The 16,571-nt window shown below is 61.3% G+C and carries 17 protein-coding genes; 9 read left to right on the top strand and 8 right to left on the bottom strand.

Annotated features, from left to right (window positions below):
* Positions 1-41: 41 nt before the first annotated feature.
* Genes lpdA through OIU19_RS11465 form a run of 4 tightly spaced genes read right to left on the bottom strand, consistent with a single transcriptional unit; the run spans position 42 to position 4,991 of the window.
* Positions 42-1,421 (bottom strand): dihydrolipoyl dehydrogenase, encoded by a 1,380-nt coding sequence (gene lpdA / locus OIU19_RS11480; protein WP_264235087.1) that lies wholly within the window; start codon positions 1,419-1,421, stop codon positions 42-44.
* A 2-nt stretch (positions 1,422-1,423) separates the two neighbouring features.
* The gene (locus OIU19_RS11475; RefSeq protein WP_264235086.1) at positions 1,424-2,698 is read right to left on the bottom strand and encodes a dihydrolipoamide acetyltransferase family protein; all 1,275 of its coding nucleotides are present in this window, start codon (positions 2,696-2,698) and stop codon (positions 1,424-1,426) included.
* Positions 2,699-3,757: an alpha-ketoacid dehydrogenase subunit beta gene (locus tag OIU19_RS11470; protein WP_264235085.1), complete on the bottom strand. Its 1,059-nt coding sequence runs from the start codon at positions 3,755-3,757 to the stop codon at positions 2,699-2,701.
* Between the two features lies 1 nt (position 3,758).
* Entirely contained in the window at positions 3,759-4,991 is a 1,233-nt protein-coding gene (locus tag OIU19_RS11465) for a 3-methyl-2-oxobutanoate dehydrogenase (2-methylpropanoyl-transferring) subunit alpha (RefSeq protein WP_264235084.1), read from the bottom strand.
* Between the two features lie 197 nt (positions 4,992-5,188).
* On the opposite strand from OIU19_RS11465, the gene bkdR reads away from it, so the two are divergent.
* From bkdR to OIU19_RS11450, 3 genes are all read left to right on the top strand, one after another.
* Positions 5,189-5,674, top strand: coding sequence for a Bkd operon transcriptional regulator BkdR (bkdR, locus tag OIU19_RS11460; RefSeq protein WP_027593063.1), 486 nt, complete (start codon positions 5,189-5,191; stop codon positions 5,672-5,674).
* 229 nt (positions 5,675-5,903) lie between these two features.
* Positions 5,904-7,145 (top strand): glutamine synthetase family protein, encoded by a 1,242-nt coding sequence (locus OIU19_RS11455; RefSeq protein ID WP_264235137.1) that lies wholly within the window; start codon positions 5,904-5,906, stop codon positions 7,143-7,145.
* A 128-nt stretch (positions 7,146-7,273) separates the two neighbouring features.
* A complete protein-coding gene (locus OIU19_RS11450) occupies positions 7,274-8,605 on the top strand; it encodes an MFS transporter (protein WP_264235082.1) in 1,332 nt (443 codons plus the stop codon).
* Between the two features lie 246 nt (positions 8,606-8,851).
* Here OIU19_RS11450 and OIU19_RS11445 read toward each other — a convergent pair whose 3' ends face one another.
* The 4 genes from OIU19_RS11445 to flgA form a co-directional block, all read right to left on the bottom strand.
* Positions 8,852-9,595, bottom strand: coding sequence for a flagellar brake protein (locus OIU19_RS11445; RefSeq protein ID WP_264235081.1), 744 nt, complete (start codon positions 9,593-9,595; stop codon positions 8,852-8,854).
* Between the two features lie 80 nt (positions 9,596-9,675).
* Positions 9,676-10,143: a flagella synthesis protein FlgN gene (locus OIU19_RS11440; protein WP_264235080.1), complete on the bottom strand. Its 468-nt coding sequence runs from the start codon at positions 10,141-10,143 to the stop codon at positions 9,676-9,678.
* 47 nt (positions 10,144-10,190) lie between these two features.
* Positions 10,191-10,505 carry a flagellar biosynthesis anti-sigma factor FlgM gene (gene flgM, locus OIU19_RS11435; RefSeq protein ID WP_264235079.1) on the bottom strand — a complete coding sequence of 105 codons (315 nt, stop codon included), beginning with the start codon at positions 10,503-10,505 and terminating at the stop codon, positions 10,191-10,193.
* Positions 10,506-10,657: 152 nt separating this feature from the next.
* Entirely contained in the window at positions 10,658-11,410 is a 753-nt protein-coding gene (gene flgA, locus OIU19_RS11430; RefSeq protein WP_264235078.1) for a flagellar basal body P-ring formation chaperone FlgA, read from the bottom strand.
* Positions 11,411-11,475: 65 nt separating this feature from the next.
* Between flgA and OIU19_RS11425 the strand changes: the two genes are divergently transcribed.
* The 6 genes from OIU19_RS11425 (at position 11,476) to flgE (ending at position 16,566) form a co-directional block, all read left to right on the top strand.
* The gene (locus tag OIU19_RS11425; RefSeq protein WP_264235077.1) at positions 11,476-12,405 is read left to right on the top strand and encodes a chemotaxis protein CheV; all 930 of its coding nucleotides are present in this window, start codon (positions 11,476-11,478) and stop codon (positions 12,403-12,405) included.
* 50 nt (positions 12,406-12,455) lie between these two features.
* Positions 12,456-13,283: a protein-glutamate O-methyltransferase CheR gene (gene cheR, locus OIU19_RS11420; RefSeq protein ID WP_186555939.1), complete on the top strand. Its 828-nt coding sequence runs from the start codon at positions 12,456-12,458 to the stop codon at positions 13,281-13,283.
* Between the two features lie 304 nt (positions 13,284-13,587).
* Positions 13,588-13,995 (top strand): flagellar basal body rod protein FlgB, encoded by a 408-nt coding sequence (flgB, locus tag OIU19_RS11415; protein WP_264235076.1) that lies wholly within the window; start codon positions 13,588-13,590, stop codon positions 13,993-13,995.
* Between the two features lie 2 nt (positions 13,996-13,997).
* The gene (flgC, locus tag OIU19_RS11410) at positions 13,998-14,441 is read left to right on the top strand and encodes a flagellar basal body rod protein FlgC (protein ID WP_186555942.1); all 444 of its coding nucleotides are present in this window, start codon (positions 13,998-14,000) and stop codon (positions 14,439-14,441) included.
* 15 nt (positions 14,442-14,456) lie between these two features.
* Entirely contained in the window at positions 14,457-15,167 is a 711-nt protein-coding gene (gene flgD / locus OIU19_RS11405; RefSeq protein ID WP_186555943.1) for a flagellar hook assembly protein FlgD, read from the top strand.
* Positions 15,168-15,198: 31 nt separating this feature from the next.
* On the top strand, positions 15,199-16,566 hold the full coding sequence (gene flgE / locus OIU19_RS11400) for a flagellar hook protein FlgE (RefSeq protein ID WP_264235075.1): 1,368 nt from the start codon (positions 15,199-15,201) through the stop codon (positions 16,564-16,566).
* Positions 16,567-16,571 lie beyond the last annotated feature (5 nt).

Here is a 16,571-nt window from a genome sequence, read left to right as displayed (position 1 = left end):
AGCTAGCGCAGCGGGTCAAATCGGCCTTCGCCGCTTCAGTGTCAGATGTGCAGAGCCTGGCCCAGCGCCCTCAATGCGGTTTCCTGGACCGCTTCACCCAGGGTCGGGTGGGCGTGGATGGTGCCGGCGATGTCTTCCAGGCGAGCGCCCATTTCCAATGATTGGGCAAATGCAGTCGACAGCTCCGAAACGGCTACGCCCACGGCTTGCCAGCCAAGGATCAAGTGGTTGTCGCGCCGAGCCACCACGCGCACGAAGCCCGTTTTCGATTCCAGGGTCATGGCTCGGCCGTTGGCCGCGAACGGGAACTGCGCGACGATGCAGTCCAGCCCTTGCTCGCTGGCCTGCTCCGGCGTTTTGCCGACCACCACCAGTTCCGGATCGGTGAAGCATACTGCGGCAATCGCGGTGGGCTCGAAGCGTCGCGCGTGGCCAGCGATCAACTCAGCGACCATCTCGCCCTGGGCCATGGCCCGATGGGCAAGCATGGGTTCGCCGGCCAAGTCGCCAATCGCCCAGACGTTGCGCATGCTGGTTTGGCAGCGCTCATCCACGGCCACCGCAGCGCCCTTCATCTTCAACCCCAGGCTTTCCAGGTTGAAGCCCTGGGTGCGCGGCCTGCGACCCACCGCCACCAGGACTTGGTCAGCTTCGACCCGCAGTTGCTGCCCTTGGCTATCACGGGCCAGCAGGCAACCGTTTTCGTAGCCCTCGACGCTATGGTCCAGGTGCAGGCTAACGCCCAGCTTCTTCAGCGATTCGGCCACTGGTGCAGTCAGCTCGGCATCGTAAGTCGGCAAGATGCGCTCGCGCGCTTCCACCACGCTGACCTGCACGCCTAGCTTGCGGTAGGCGATGCCCAGTTCCAGGCCAATATAGCCACCGCCGACCACCACCAGGTGCGTGGGCAGCGCCTTGGGTGCCAGTGCCTCGGTCGAGGAGATGATCGGCCCGCCGAGCGGCAGCATCGGCAATTCGACGCTGCTCGATCCTGTGGCCAGCAGCAGGTGATCGCACTGGATGCGCTGGCCATCGACTTCGACACTCTTGCCGTCGAGGATCTTCGCCCAGCCATGTATCACCGTAACGCCATTCTTTTTCAGCAAGGCCGCGACGCCGCTGGTCAGGCGGTCGACGATGCCGTCCTTCCAGGCCACGCTGCGGCTGATGTCCAGGCGCGGCGCAGAAACACTGATGCCCAACGCTGATTGCGCGCTGTGCTGGCAGGTCTGGTGATACTGCTCGGCCACATGGATCAGCGCCTTGGACGGAATGCAGCCGATGTTCAGGCAGGTTCCGCCCAACGCCTGGCCTTCGACCAGCACGGTAGGGATGCCCAGTTGCCCGGCGCGGATGGCGGCGATGTAACCCCCCGGGCCGCCACCGATGATCAGCAGGGTCGTGTTGATAATCTGTTGCATGCTCACTCCACGAACAGGCAGGCGGGCTGTTCCAGCAGGCCGCGCACGGCCTGGATGAACAGGGCGGCATCCATGCCATCGACCACCCGGTGGTCGAACGAGCTGGACAGGTTCATCATCTTGCGCACGACGATCTGGCCGTCGATCACCACCGGCCGTTCGACCATGCGGTTGACGCCGACGATCGCCACTTCCGGAGTGTTGACCACCGGCGTGCTGACGATGCCGCCCAGGGCGCCCAGGCTGGTCAGGGTGATGGTCGAGCCGGACAGTTCTTCGCGGCTGGCCTTGTTGTTGCGCGCCGCATGGGCCAGGCGAGTGATCTCGCTGGCGTTGCTCCACAGGTTGCCCGCTTCGGCGTGGCGCAGCACTGGCACCATCAGGCCGTTATCGCCCTGGGTGGCGATACCGACGTGGACCGCACCATGGCGGGTGATGACCTGGGCTTCGTCGTCGTAGGTGGCGTTGATCTGCGGGAAATCGCGCAGGGCCACGACCATGGCGCGTACCAGGAATGGCAGCAAGGTCAGCTTGCCGCGGCTTTCGGCATACTTTTTGTTGAGCTGCTGGCGCAGCGCTTCCAGGGCGGTGACGTCGATCTCCTCGACATAACTGAAATGCGCGACCCGGCGCTTGGCGTCCTGCATGCGCTGGGCGATCTTGCGGCGTAGGCCGATCACCGCCACCTGCTCGCTGTCGCTGCGCTTGGCGTAGCCGCTGGGCGCTTGCCCTGCGCTGGTGTGTGGCTTGCTCATGAAGCCATCGAGGTCTTCGTGCAGGATGCGTCCGGCAGGCCCGCTGCCATGTACATAACGCAGTTCGATACCGGCATCCAGCGCGCGCTTGCGCACAGCCGGGGAGGCCAGTGGTTTTTCATTGGCCTGGCGCGGCACGATAGGCACCGCAGCAGCGCTACTGGCCGGCTGGCTGGCCACGGCGGCTGGCTCGGGGCGCAGCTCAGGCGTGCTCGCAGCGGGCGCCGGGGCTGGCTGTTGCGCAGGCTTGGCCTGCGGTGCGTCGACGTGGTTGCCGTTGCCTTCGACTTCAATGCGGATCAGCTCGCTGCCCACCGCCATGACTTCGCCAGGTTGGCCGCCAAGGGCCAAGACCTTGCCGCTGACCGGCGAGGGGATTTCCACTGTAGCCTTGTCGGTCATGACATCGGCGACTACCTGATCCTCGGCGATCACATCGCCGACCTTGACGAACCATTCCACCAACTCGACCTGCGCGATGCCTTCACCGATGTCCGGCATCTTGATGACGTGCGTGCCCATTCAGACCTCCATGACCCGTTTCAATGCCGCACCTACCCGTGAAGGGCCTGGGAAGTAAGCCCATTCCTGCGCGTGAGGGTAGGGGGTGTCCCAACCGGTGACGCGCTCGATCGGCGCTTCGAGGTGATGGAAGCAGTGCTCTTGAACCAGCGATACCAACTCGGCGCCAAAGCCGCAGGTGCGGGTGGCTTCGTGGACCACCACGCAGCGGCCGGTCTTCTTCACCGACTCGACGATGGTGTCCAGGTCCAGCGGCCACAGGCTACGCAGGTCGATGACTTCCGCGTCGACGCCGGTTTCCTCGGCGGCGACTTGCGACACGTACACGGTGGTGCCATAGGTCAGTACGGTAACGTCGTTACCCGGGCGAGTGATCGCCGCCTTGTCCAGTGGCACCGTGTAGTAACCATCCGGCACCGCGCTCTGGGCGTGCTTGGACCAGGGCGTAACCGGGCGGTCGTGGTGGCCGTCGAACGGGCCGTTGTACAGGCGTTTGGGTTCAAGGAAGATCACCGGATCGTCGCATTCGATCGAGGCGATCAGTAGCCCTTTGGCGTCATATGGGTTGGAGGGCATCACGGTGCGCAGGCCGCACACTTGGGTGAACATCGCCTCTGGGCTCTGGCTGTGGGTCTGGCCACCATAAATGCCACCGCCACAGGGCATGCGCAGGGTCAGTGGCGAAATGAACTCGCCGGCCGAACGGTAGCGCAGGCGGGCCATCTCCGAGACGATCTGGTCGGAGGCCGGGTAGAAGTAGTCGGCAAACTGGATTTCCACAACCGGCCGCAGGCCATAGGCGCCCATGCCCACGGCGGTACCGACGATGCCACTTTCGGAAATCGGCGCATCGAACACCCGCGATTTGCCGTACTTGGTCTGCAAGCCTTCGGTGCAACGGAACACGCCGCCGAAGTAGCCGACGTCCTGGCCGTAGATCACCACATTGTCGTCGCGCTCAAGCATGACATCCATGGCCGAGCGCAGGGCCTGGATCATGGTCATGGTGGTGGTGGACATGGCGGTTTCCAGGTCGATGCTGTTGCTGTGATCGTTCATCTCAGACCCCCAGCTCTTGGCGCTGACGGCGCAGGTGTTCGGGCATTTCCTTGTACACGTCCTCGAACATCGAGGCGGCGCTTGGGATATGTCCATCGCTCAAGGTGCCGAACTGTTCGGCGTCTTTCTGGGCCTTGAGAATCTCGGCTTCGAACTCGGCAGTCACCGCTTGATGTTCTTCCTCCGACCACTGGCCGATCTGGATCAGGTGCTGCTTCAGGCGAGCGATCGGGTCGCCCAGCGGGAAGTGGCTCCAGTCATCGGCGGGGCGATACTTGGACGGATCGTCGGAAGTCGAGTGCGGGCCGGCGCGGTAGGTGACCCACTCGATCAAAGTCGGACCCAGGCCGCGACGGGCACGTTCAGCGGCCCAGCGCGAGGCAGCGTAGACGGCGATGAAGTCGTTGCCATCGACGCGCAGCGAAGCGATGCCACAACCTACGCCACGTCCGGCGAAGGTGGTCGACTCACCACCGGCAATGGCCTGGAAGGTGGAAATCGCCCACTGGTTGTTGACCACGTTGAGAATCACTGGCGCGCGGTAGACGTGGGCGAAGGTCAGGGCGGTGTGGAAGTCCGACTCGGCCGTGGCGCCGTCGCCGATCCAGGCCGAGGCGATCTTGGTGTCGCCCTTGATTGCCGACGCCATGGCCCAGCCGACCGCCTGTACGAACTGGGTGGCCAGGTTGCCGCTGATGGTGAAGAAGCCGGCTTCGCGGACCGAATACATGATCGGCAACTGGCGGCCCTTGAGCGGGTCGCGGGTGTTCGACAGCAGCTGGCAGATCATGTCCACCAGCGACACGTCGCGGGCCATCAGGATGCTCTGTTGGCGGTAGGTCGGGAAGCACATGTCGCTGCGGTTCAAGGCCAGTGCCTGACCGCTGCCAATGGCTTCCTCGCCCAGGCTCTGCATATAGAAGGACATCTTCTTCTGGCGCTGGGCAACCACCATGCGGCTGTCGAAGATGCGCGTCTTGAGCATGGCGCGCATGCCTTGGCGCAGCACCTGCGGGTCAATGTCCTCGGCCCACGGGCCGACGGCATTGCCGTTTTCGTCCAAAACCCGGACCAGGCTCTTGGACAGGTCTGCCGTTTCGGCAGGCTCGACATCAATAGGGGGTTTACGTACCAGGCCTGCATCGTTCAGACGCAGGTAGGAAAAATCGGTCTGGCAGCCTGGCCGGCCGGTGGGCTCGGGCACATGCAAACGCAGGGGGGCGTACTCGTTCATGCTGTTTACGCTCGCTCGGATGTTGTTTTTGTGAGCTTTGAAGCGGTCGCCGCTGACTACTGGCTCGTGACTGGTAGGTCAGCGCTAATTACATGTTAGAGGGAGCTCAGGAGAATTTTTCTCTCAAGTTCATTGCGTTTGTCCTGAGGGGAAGATAAACATTCCGGATAAACACAAAAATCAGGTGATTTTGTCTCATGCGCAAACTCGATCGCACGGATATCGGCATTCTCAACAGCCTGCAGGAAAACGCCCGGATCACCAACGCGGAGCTGGCGCGCTCGGTGAACCTGTCACCGACGCCGTGTTTCAACCGGGTCAAGGCAATGGAGGAGTTGGGGGTGATTCGCCAGCAGGTGACCTTGCTCTCGCCTGAGGCGCTGGGACTGGATGTGAATGTGTTCATCCATGTCAGCCTGGAGAAACAGGTCGAACAGTCGCTGCACCGCTTCGAGGAAGAGATCGCCGAGCGGCCTGAGGTGATGGAGTGCTATCTGATGACGGGCGATCCGGATTATCTGCTGCGGGTGCTATTGCCGAGCATCCAGGCGCTGGAGCGGTTTCTCGATTACCTGACGCGCTTGCCGGGAGTGGCCAACATTCGCTCCAGCTTTGCCCTCAAGCAGGTGCGCTACAAGACCGCCTTGCCGCTGCCGGCCAATGGCATGACCTTGCGTGAGTGATCTGACCCCCACGACTGTTCACTAAACCCGCATGTATCCGCAAGCAGCTGCTTGATATTTTAAACACCCCCAGCCTATGTTGTGCTTGTCGCCGTCCCCGGCATACAAAAACGACAAGGATAGAGTCATGACGACCGAAGCCCTGCGCGCCTTCGCCGAGCACCTCGTGGGCGTTGCTGAGATCGAGTGCGTAACCCCTGACCTCAATGGCGTCCCGCGCGGCAAAGTGATGACAGCCGAAGGTTTCCTCGAAGGCCGGCGCCTGCAAATGGCTCGTGGGGTGCTGCTGCAATGCATCATGGGCGGTTACCCCGCCGCCACGTTCTACGGCGGTGACGACGGCGACCTGGCATTGGTCGCCGACCCCGCGCAGGTCCACCGCCTGCCTTGGAGCGACGAGGCGCGGGCGCTGGCCATCTGCGATGCCAACGAGCTCGATGGCGCCTCATCCGGGTTGTCGACTCGTGGCCAGTTGAAGGCAGTCATTGCCCGTTATGCTGCACTGGGCCTGGCGCCAGTCGTGGCCACCGAGCTCGAATTCTTTGTCTTCGCCCCTAATGGCGACCCTGGCCAGCCGTTCCAGCCACCGCTGGGCAAGGACGGTCGCCGCGAATTGGGCCATTCGGCGTTCAGCGTCAGCTCCAACAACGGCTTGCGCCCATTTTTCAATGAGGTGTACCGCTGCATGGCCGCACTCGGCCTGCCGCGCGACACCTTCATGCACGAGATGGGCGTCAGCCAGTTCGAGATCAATCTGCTGCACGGCGACCCGCTGCTGTTGGCTGACCAGACGTTCCTGTTCAAGCACCTGCTCAAGGAAGTCGCGCTCAAGCATGGCTTGACCGTGGTGTGCATGGCCAAGCCATTGGCGAAAACGCCAGGCAGCTCGATGCACATCCATCAGAGCCTGGTCGAGATCGGCAGTGGGCGCAATGTCTTCAGTGATGCGGCAGGGCAGCCCACCGAGATCTTCCATCACTTCATCGGCGGCCTGCAGGCGTGCATGGCGGACTTCACCGCGTTGTTCGCCCCCAACGTCAATTCCTATCAGCGCCTGTGCCATCCCTACGCCTCGCCCAACAACGCCTGCTGGTCGCAAGACAACCGCGCCGCTGGCCTGCGCATTCCGGCCAGTTCGCCGCTGGCGCGTCGGGTCGAAAACCGCTTGCCCGGCGCCGACGCCAACCCCTACCTGGCGATCGCCGCCAGCCTGGGTGCCGGCTTGCACGGCATCGAGCGGCAGTTGCAGCCGACGCCGGTGATCCAAGGTGAATTCGAAGTGCCGGAGCACCTGAGCCTACCCTGTACCCTGCATGCGGCGCTGGAGCGGCTCAAGCGCAGCACGCTGGCGCGGGAACTGTTCGGCAAGGAGTTCATCGAAGGCTATGTCGCGACCAAGACCCTGGAGCTGAGCGATTTCTTCGATGAGATCACCCCGTGGGAGCGCCGCGTGCTGGCGGCACAAGCCTGATCGCGACACAACTGACACTGGACACGTCCGGCATGAGTTTTTTCCGTGGTGGGGGCCTGCGCCGCCACGGATTTGCCCTTATGCTTGCCAGCACCCCCTCCACCTGACCAGGGAGCCCTTCGGGACGCATGCGACAGATCTGGAAGTCTTTTCGTTCGCTGTATTTCGCCGCCCTGATGATGCTGATCGGCTCGGGCCTGTTGAGTACCTACCTGGCCCTGCGCCTGGCTGCCGACCATGTCGACAGCCTGTGGGTCGGTGCGCTGATGGCGGCCAACTACTTCGGCCTGGCGCTGGGCGGCAAGATCGGTCACCGGCTGATCGGGCGGGTGGGGCATATTCGCGCCTATGCCACCTGCGCCGGCATCGTCGGCGCAGCGGTGCTGGGCCATGGCCTGACCGACTTGCTACCGGTATGGGTGGGCCTGCGGATGATCGTCGGCCTGGGGATGATGTGCCAGTACATGGTGATCGAGAGCTGGCTCAACGAGCAGGCCGACGCCAAGCAACGCGGTGCGGTATTCAGTGGCTACATGATCGCCTCGTACCTGGGCCTGGTGCTCGGTCAGTTGATCCTGGTCGTGCACCCTGAGCTTGGCCCAGAGCTGTTGATGTTGGTCGCCATGTGCTTTGCCCTGTGCCTGGTGCCGGTGGCCATGACCCGGCGGATTCACCCGGCGCCCCTGCGGCCGGCGCCGATGGAGCCGAAGTTCTTCATCAAGCGGGTCCCGCAGTCGTTGAGTACGGTGCTCGGCTCGGGGCTGATCGTCGGCTCGTTCTATGGTCTGGCGCCGCTGTATGCCTCCAGCCAAGGCTTGAGCACCGAGCAGATCGGTCTGTTCATGGGCTGCTGCATCTTTGCCGGGCTGGTGGTGCAGTGGCCGCTGGGCTGGCTGTCTGATCGCTACGACCGTGCGGTGTTGATCCGCAGTGCGGCGGTGGGGCTGGCGCTGGCGGCGGCGCCGCTGGCGATCTTGCCCAGTGTGCCGCTGGAGGTCCTGTTCGCCATTGGCTTTGTGATTTCCTTGCTGCAGTTCTGCCTGTATCCCTTGGCGGTGGCGTTTTCCAACGACCATGTGGAGAGTGAGCGGCGGGTCTCGCTGACCGCCATGCTGCTGGTGACCTATGGCGTGGGCGCTTGTATCGGGCCGTTGGCGGCGGGGGTGCTGATGAAGCTGTTGGGGCCGCAGATGCTCTATGCGTTCTTCTTGTTCTTCGCCTTGGTGCTGGTATGGCGCATTCGGCCTAAAGCCGTCACTGGCTTGCACCAGGTGCAAGACGCACCGCTGGGCCACGTGGCGATGCCGGCCGCTGGCTCGCCGCTGTCGGCAGCCCTTGACCCACGGGTCGATGAGCAGACGGTGCAAGATGTGATGCAGGCGCCGATTGCGGCAGAAGATACCGAGGATGAGCAGCAAGAGCAGGACATGCCTGCGGCGCAAGTCGACAAGCCGGCTTGAATCCTGCCCGCACAAATAGAAAAGCCACTCTCGGGTTAATGCTGTTCACTTAAGGCCCTTGTCGCCTGTTTGGGGCCGCTTTGCGCCCCTTCGCGGGCAAGCCCGCTCCCACAGGTACGGCGCCGACTGTCCGAGCGGCGCCGTACCTGTGGGAGCGGGCTTGCCCGCGAAGGGGCGCAAAGCGGCCCCAAAATCTTAAGTAAACAGCATTAACCCTCAGGTGGCTTTTTCATTTCTGCAGCAAAATCAATAATCGTCTTTGTCGAACCGCCGCGCCTCACGCTGCAACTGGTAGACAAAACTCTCGATCTTGCGCTGCGCCTGACCATTGAGGTTGTGGAAGCGCACACCGGCAAACGTCGTGTTGATCCGCTCTTCGTAATGCAGGTGACGCAACTCCACCATCACATCGTTCAGCCCCAGCGGGCTGGCTGCCTTGAAGCGTTCATACACCTGCCCCAGTTGCAGGCGCTCTTCGACGTTGCCGTCAAAGCGCATCTTGCAGCCGGTGGCGGAAATATCCAGCAGCTTGCCACGCAGTGCGCCATTGCCCTTGAGGTGAGTGCCATCGAGCGTGACATCGACCAGTTGCGACAGCTTCAACGCAGCGCGGAAGGCATTACGCCGCTGGTGATAGGTGACTTCTTCCGGCAGTGGGCCACGGTAGCTGCGGTGGCCGTCGATTTCGGTGATGGTCAGCGGGGTGTTGCATTCCCAGGCTATACGGACACCGTCGTGAAAGCCTTCGACGCGGAAGGGTTCGCCATTCTCGATGAATTTTTCGCCGTCGCGCGGGATCATCTCGTCCAGCGCCAGGGTGTTGCTGTCACGGTCCACATGCACCACGTAGCTCTGGAATCGCTGGCTGCGCTCATGGAAGGTGATGATCAGCGGATCGTGGCTATCCAGCAGCTGGCGCAGGTTGGCGGCGATCTCCAATGGAGTGCTCAGCACCTTGGGCGGCTGGGGAGCATCGGATTCATTGAACACGGGTTATCAATCTCCAGGCAAAAACAACACACGCAAGTAACGGCATTTTGCCAGTATGTTCCGTGCCTTGATAGAAATAATCACACTTGGCTGAGCGCCCGAGGCTTGGCCAATGGCGAGGTCGCGCCACGGCTATCGTACAGCGACGGAGAATCGCCGCCGTTGAGGATTCTGATCTGGTTGGCCGTGACTTGCTGCTGCATCTGGATGATCCGGCCATTGGTCTCGTTGACCTGCTGGCAGGTGTCCATCAGGTGAGTCAGCACATCGAGTTGCTGCAGGATCAAGTCGCCATTCGGCGACTGCGCCGCGAGTGCCTGCACGCCGGCACGATTGGCACTCAGGCCAAGGCTTGCGAGCAGGTTGTTGCGCCGCTGGCCCTGCTGTTCGAGCAAAATGATCAACGACTGTTTGCGCGCCAGGATTTCTTCCAGCGCGACCATTTCCCGGCCATGCAGGGCCACTGCTTCGCTCTGTAGCAGCTCGAGCAGCTCCTGGGTAGGGGCGATGTCGTCTTCGATCAATTGCAGCAGGGTAGTATCGTGCATGGCTGGCTCTTGGCTTAAAGCGTCCTAGAAGTCAGCGCGACGAAGGGTCAGCGCTGAGCTTCGAAATCTAGCAGTTTGCTGGCGACCCGGCCGGCATCGACCTGGTAGCTGCCATCTGCGATTGCCTGCTTCAACTCGGCCACACGGGCACTGTTGACCACCGGCTGATCGCGCAGCTTGTCGCTGATCTTCTGCAACTGCTGGGCCTCTTGGCTGAGGTGTACCGCTTCTCCGCTGACGCTGGAGCGCGCTGGCGCTTCACTGGTTTCGCCGGTTTTTTCGGCGTTGCCGGTCGCGGCAGTGCCGCGAACGCCGCCCGTAACGGACGGAGAGTTATTCAAACGACTGAAGTCGATGACCATGATCAGAAACCTCTGGGTATTTGGACGCTTGCCTTGTTTTCGGCCACCCCGAAAAAAACTTTAGGCACAAATGCATAGCCGCTTGTCAGCAAGCTCGCGCAACCCGTTTTCTGACACAGTTTAGGTAAAGCGGTTCCTTACCGCCAGCCCTGCTACATGGCCACCTCGACCTGCCCGGGTCCGGTGACCCGCGCCTTTACTACGCGTTTTGAGTTCAGATTGCGTACCCGGATCTGTTCGCTCAGGCCGCCCTTGCTCAGGGCTTCACCGGGCATGCGCACGCTCAGGCTGCCGCTGCGGGCGATGATCACCACGTGATCGCCCTTACGGATCACCTCGGCCTGTTCCAGGTGTTGCGGGGTCAGGACCTGATCAAGCACGGCCGGGCGCAACAGCTTCATGCCCAGCGCCTGGTCGAGGTCAGTGAGAAAACCTTGGTTGAGCGTGCCGACGTCGCGTTCACGCAGGGCGACATCGCCTTCGCCCACCACGCTCTCGCGCTTGAGCGGACGGACCATCACCACCACCTCACGGAACAGCTTGACCTGCGCCGGGACGAACACCGTCCACGGGGCGCTGCTGTCACAGCGTACCCGCACCGTGACCCGACCCAGCGGCTGTGCCGGGCTTTCCAGCGAGGCGTCCAGCGCCTGGCTGCACAGCGGCATGCGCAGGCGTGGGTCGAGGGTGTTGACCTGGATCTCGTAACGCCCCGGGGTCTGGGTGGTGGCCAGGTAATCTTCGACGGTGAATTCAAGAAACCCTTGGGTGACACCGATAAGCTGTTCAGGCAAGGTTACTGCGTCCGCCAGCGTGCGAGTGCTGGGGGCGAGCAGGCACAACACGGCCAAGGGGCCGGCCAGCAGGCGCGTCAGTCGTCGGAAAAATGTCGTTTTCGTGTACATAGCGCTCAAAAAAGCAAAGCCCGTGCCGACTTTATAGGCAGGCAAAGAATGTAAAGGAGTCTGGCATGGCTGGTGTTATGGATTCGGTCAACCAGCGCACGCAGCTGGTTGGGCAGAATCGCCTGGAACTCTTGCTGTTCCGCCTCAATGGCGATCAGCTTTATGGCATCAACGTGTTCAAGGTCCGGGAGGTGCTGCAGTGCCCGGAACTGACCGTGTTGCCCAGGTCTCATCCGGTGGTACGCGGCGTTGCCAACATACGCGGAGCGACCATCCCAATTCTCGACCTGTCGATGGCCACCGGCTTGCCGGGCCTGAAGGAGGAAACCCGCAACAGCTTCGTGATCATCACCGAGTACAACACCAAGACCCAGGGCTTTCTGGTGCATTCGGTCGAGCGCATCGTCAACATGAACTGGGAAGAGATTCATCCGCCACCCAAGGGTACCGGCCGCGACCATTACCTGACCGCGGTTACCCGGGTCGACAACCGCATGGTGGAAATCATCGACGTCGAGAAAGTGCTGGCCGAAGTGGCGCCGTCGTCGGAGTCGGTGTCTGCCGGTGTGGTTGATGCCGAGGTGCAGGACAAGGCGGTACTGCTGCGAGTGCTGACGGTCGACGATTCGTCGGTGGCGCGCAAGCAGGTCAGTCGTTGCCTGCAAACCGTCGGGGTCGAGGTGGTGGCGCTTAATGATGGGCGTCAGGCGCTGGATTACCTGCGCAAGCTGGTCGATGAGGGTAAGCGTCCGGAAGATGAGTTCCTGATGATGATCTCGGACATTGAAATGCCAGAAATGGATGGCTACACCCTCACCGCAGAGATTCGCAGCGATCCGCGCATGCAAAAATTGCACATCGTCCTGCATACTTCCCTGTCTGGGGTGTTCAACCAGGCCATGGTCAAGAAAGTCGGCGCCGACGACTTCCTGGCCAAGTTCAAGCCGGACGACCTTGCCCAACGGGTGGTCGACCGGATCAAGGCGACGCATTGAAACGGCCGGGGCACGTCCCCGGCCCCAGCGATTGAAAAGAGGCGGCAGCATTGTCTACGGGTAATTTGGATTTCGAACAGTTCCGGGTCTTCCTGGAGAAAGCCTGTGGCATCCTGCTGGGCGAGAATAAGCAGTACCTGGTCTCCAGCCGTCTCAACAAGCTGATGGAGCAGCAGGGCATCAAGTCTCTGGGTGAGCTGGTGCAGCGCATTCAGAGCCAACCGCGAAGCGGCCTGCGTGAGCAGGTGGTCGACGCCATGACCACCAACGAAACCCTGTGGTTTCGCGATACCTATCCATTCGAAGTGCTCAAGAACAAAGTCATCCCTGAGTTCCTCAAGGGTAACCCTGGGCAGCGTCTGCGTATCTGGTCGGCGGCTTGCTCCTCCGGGCAGGAGCCGTACTCGCTGTCGATGGCCATCGACGAGTTCGAGCGCAGCAACCTGGGCCAGTTGAAAATGGGCGCGCAGATTGTCGCCACCGACCTTTCCGGGGCGATGCTGACCAACTGCAAAAGCGGAGAGTACGACAGCCTGGCGATTGCCCGTGGCCTCTCGCAAGAGCGTCTGCAGCGTTATTTCGACCCGAAAGGGCCGGGGCGTTGGGCGGTCAAGGCGCCAATCCGCAGCCGCGTCGAATTCCGCTCGTTCAACCTGCTCGATAGTTACGCGAGCCTGGGCAAGTTCGACGTGGTGTTCTGCCGCAACGTGCTGATCTACTTCTCGGCCCAGGTCAAGAAGGACATCCTGCTGCGTATTCACAGCACGCTCAAGCCTGGCGGGTATTTGTTCCTGGGCGCTTCGGAGGCGCTCAACGGCTTGCCGGATCACTACCAGATGGTTCAGTGCAGTCCGGGGATCATCTATCAGGCCAAGTGATTGGCCCATGTAAAAAAGGCCAGTGTCGCGAGACACCGGCCTTTTTTCTTTTTTGCGTTGCTCGCACTGGGATTGATGGCTAATTGATAGGTTTGCCTGGCGTCAATTTTTTGCTTTGCCGCTTTTGCCGCTGATCGATTGCCGCTTGCCGCTGCGTGAGCGGAAGCACTTTGCCGCTTTTCTGGCATGACAGCGTTGGCCGAGTTGGCCCAAGCCCAGGCTTTTCGGGCTTTTTTAAGGTTGGCACAGGCCTTGCTATAGCTTGGCCAACGACACTCCGGTCAACCGTCGAAGGTTTCCAGACATGAGCATCAGTTTCGACAAGGCGCTTGGCATTCACGAAAAGGCTCTGAGCTTCCGCGCCCAGCGCGCTGAAGTGCTGGCCAACAACATTACCAACGCCGACACGCCCAACTTCAAGGCGCGCGACTTGGATTTCTCCTCGGTGTTGGCTGCCGAGGCCGACAAGCAGCAGAAGGGGCGTATTGCCCTGGACCGGACCAACACCCGGCATATCGAGGCCGAAGGCCTGGCCATGGCCGACGACACCCTGCAGTACCGCACGCCGATGCAGCCGTCGATCGACCAGAACACCGTGGATGCCCAGATCGAGCAGGCCAACTATGCCGAAAACGCGATCGGTTTCCAGGCCAGCTTCACCTTGCTCAACAGTAAATTCAAAGGGCTGGTATCGGCCCTGCGCGGAGAGTGACCATGTCCCTTGCCAACGTTTTCAATATCGCCGGTAGCGGCATGAGTGCGCAGAACACCCGCCTCAACACCGTGGCGTCGAACATCGCCAACGCCGAGACCGTGTCCTCGAGCATCGACCAGACCTACCGTGCGCGTCACCCCGTGTTCGCCACCACCTTCCAGCAGGCCCAGGGTGGCGTTGGCCAGTCGCTGTTCCAGGATCAGGGTGAAGCCGGTCAGGGTGTGCAGGTCATGGGCATCGTGGAAGATCAGAGCAACCTTGAGGCGCGCTACGAGCCGAATCATCCGGCGGCGAACAAGGATGGCTACGTCTACTACCCGAACGTCAACGTGGTTGAAGAGATGGCTGACATGATCTCCGCCAACCGTTCGTTCCAGACCAACGCCGAGCTGATGAACACTGCCAAGACCATGATGCAGAAAGTACTGACCCTGGGTCAGTGATAAGGAATCCGGACCATGGCAATCGATACTTCAAATGGTGTGAACCTCAACGATGTGATCTCGGCATCGGGCGTCAGCACCGGCACTAAAAAGACCACGACCGATACGGCGTCCAAGACCGGTACCGATAGCTTGGGCAAGGATGCGTTCCTGCAGCTGCTGGTTACCCAGATGCAGCACCAGAACCCGCTGGACCCACAGGAAAACGGCGAGTTCGTTGCCCAGCTGGCGCAATTCAGCAGCCTGGAAGGCATCACTTCGTTGAACGAGTCGGTCAATACCATCACCAACTCGCTGGGCTCGTCCCAGGCCCTGCAGGCCTCTTCGCTGGTTGGTCGCTCGGTGATCGTGCAGAACGACAAGGCGGTGGTCGACACGGCTGAGAGCTTCAATGCCCAGTTCGTTGTGCCGCAGGCAATCAGCGAAGCGAAAATCACCATCAAGGACAAGGACGGCAACACCGTCAAGACCATCGAGTTGGGCGAGCAGAAAGCCGGTTATGCCGACTTCATCTGGGATGGCACCAACGACAAGGGCGAGAAGGTCGATCCGGGTACCTATACCTTCACTGCCTCCACCACCGTGGAAGGCCAGTCGGTGCAGATGAACACCCTGCTGCCGGCCAAGGTCACCAGCGTCAGCTTCAGTGCCAATGGCGAGATGGTGCTCAACCTCGCAGGGGTGGGGAAAGTTTCCCTGTCCGACGTCCAAACCATCGGGATTTAAGGCCGACTAGAACGGCAAAAGGAGTAGCTATATGTCTTTCAATATCGGTCTTAGCGGTCTGTACGCGGCCAACAAGCAACTGGACGTTACCGGCAACAACATTGCCAACGTCAACACCACCGGCTTCAAATCCTCGCGCGCCGAGTTCGCCGATGTCTACGCTGGCGCCAACCGCCTGGGCGTGGGCAAGAACCAGATCGGTAACGGCGTGCGTCTGGCCGCGGTGTCCCAGCAGTTCTCCCAGGGCGACATCAACAACACCGGCAACGTGTTGGACATGGGTATCCAGGGTCAGGGCTTCTTCGTTCTTTCTGACAACGGCTCGCGGGTGTATACCCGTGCCGGCGCGTTCCAGACCAACAAGGACAACTTCGTGGTCACCTCGGACGGCTTGCGCCTGCAAGGCTATGCCGCCGACTCCAGCGGCAAGATCCAGAAGGGCGTGTTGACTGACCTGAAGATCGACACCTCGGCGCTGGCGCCGAAGTCCACGACCCTGATCGACCAAGGCATCAACCTCAACTCCTCGGCTGATTCCATTCCGCTGATGGTCGATGACGGCAGTAATTCCACGCCGCCTGTGCTGGTGCCTAACAAGGTCTTCGACCCGTCGGACGAAACCACCTATACCAAATCGTTCCCGACCAAGGTCTACGACAGCCAGGGTAACGAGCACACGATGGAGCAGTTCTATCGTAAGACCGGTACCAACGAGTGGACCATGTACACCCTGGTCGATGGTCGCAACCCGTTCGACCCAAGCAGTGAGACCCCACTGACTGGCACCATCAGCTTCAACAGCGACGGTTCGGTAAGCTCCATGACCGCAGATAACACCGGTCACCCCGCTGGCGCCTCGTTCAGCGTTACCAACAATGTCTTCACCATGACCGGCTGGGTGCCAGCGGCCAAAGATGCCTCGGGTAATTGGGCGGCCAATGGCGCTGAAGGCAATGCCGCAGGCATGCGTCTGTCGATGAACAGCACCACCTCCTACAACACCGAGACTGCGCGTATGTCGCAATCCCAGGATGGTTATGCCACCGGTATCCTGTCGAGCTTGAGCATCGACTCTACGGGCGTGATGTTCGCAAGCTTCAGCAACCAGCAATCCCGCGCCATTGGCCAGGTAGCGATTGCCAGCTTCGCCAACGAGCAGGGTCTGCAGCAGGTAGGTGGTACGCGCTGGACCGAGACCTTCTCCTCGGGTATCCCGGGCATCGATGCGCCGAAGACCGGCACCCTGGGTAGCGTTGAGTCCAACTCGCTGGAAGCCTCCAACGTCAACCTGACCCAAGAGCTGGTCGAGCTGATCAAGGCGCAGAGCAACTACCAGGCCAACGCCAAGACCATCTCTACCGAAAGCACCATCATGCAGACCATCATTCAGATGACCTGATGATC

Source organism: Pseudomonas sp. BT-42-2, from assembly GCF_025847435.2.
Lineage (GTDB): Bacteria > Pseudomonadota > Gammaproteobacteria > Pseudomonadales > Pseudomonadaceae > Aquipseudomonas > Aquipseudomonas urmiensis.
The sequence above is the reverse complement of the archived record's forward strand: the minus strand, read 5'-3'. Positions and strand labels throughout refer to the sequence as shown.

Excerpts from the sequence above, each read along its gene's own strand:
- lpdA (WP_264235087.1), bottom strand. The coding sequence starts at position 1,421 with ATGCAACAGATTATCAACACGACCCTGCTGATCATCGGTGGCGGCCCG.
- OIU19_RS11475 (WP_264235086.1), bottom strand. The coding sequence starts at position 2,698 with ATGGGCACGCACGTCATCAAGATGCCGGACATCGGTGAAGGCATCGCG.
- OIU19_RS11470 (WP_264235085.1), bottom strand. The coding sequence starts at position 3,757 with ATGAACGATCACAGCAACAGCATCGACCTGGAAACCGCCATGTCCACC.
- OIU19_RS11465 (WP_264235084.1), bottom strand. The coding sequence starts at position 4,991 with ATGAACGAGTACGCCCCCCTGCGTTTGCATGTGCCCGAGCCCACCGGC.
- bkdR (WP_027593063.1), top strand. The coding sequence starts at position 5,189 with ATGCGCAAACTCGATCGCACGGATATCGGCATTCTCAACAGCCTGCAG.
- OIU19_RS11455 (WP_264235137.1), top strand. The coding sequence starts at position 5,904 with ATGACAGCCGAAGGTTTCCTCGAAGGCCGGCGCCTGCAAATGGCTCGT.
- OIU19_RS11450 (WP_264235082.1), top strand. The coding sequence starts at position 7,274 with ATGCGACAGATCTGGAAGTCTTTTCGTTCGCTGTATTTCGCCGCCCTG.
- OIU19_RS11440 (WP_264235080.1), bottom strand. The coding sequence starts at position 10,143 with ATGCACGATACTACCCTGCTGCAATTGATCGAAGACGACATCGCCCCT.
- flgM (WP_264235079.1), bottom strand. The coding sequence starts at position 10,505 with ATGGTCATCGACTTCAGTCGTTTGAATAACTCTCCGTCCGTTACGGGC.
- flgA (WP_264235078.1), bottom strand. The coding sequence starts at position 11,410 with ATGTACACGAAAACGACATTTTTCCGACGACTGACGCGCCTGCTGGCC.
- OIU19_RS11425 (WP_264235077.1), top strand. The coding sequence starts at position 11,476 with ATGGCTGGTGTTATGGATTCGGTCAACCAGCGCACGCAGCTGGTTGGG.
- flgB (WP_264235076.1), top strand. The coding sequence starts at position 13,588 with ATGAGCATCAGTTTCGACAAGGCGCTTGGCATTCACGAAAAGGCTCTG.
- flgC (WP_186555942.1), top strand. The coding sequence starts at position 13,998 with ATGTCCCTTGCCAACGTTTTCAATATCGCCGGTAGCGGCATGAGTGCG.
- flgD (WP_186555943.1), top strand. The coding sequence starts at position 14,457 with ATGGCAATCGATACTTCAAATGGTGTGAACCTCAACGATGTGATCTCG.
- flgE (WP_264235075.1), top strand. The coding sequence starts at position 15,199 with ATGTCTTTCAATATCGGTCTTAGCGGTCTGTACGCGGCCAACAAGCAA.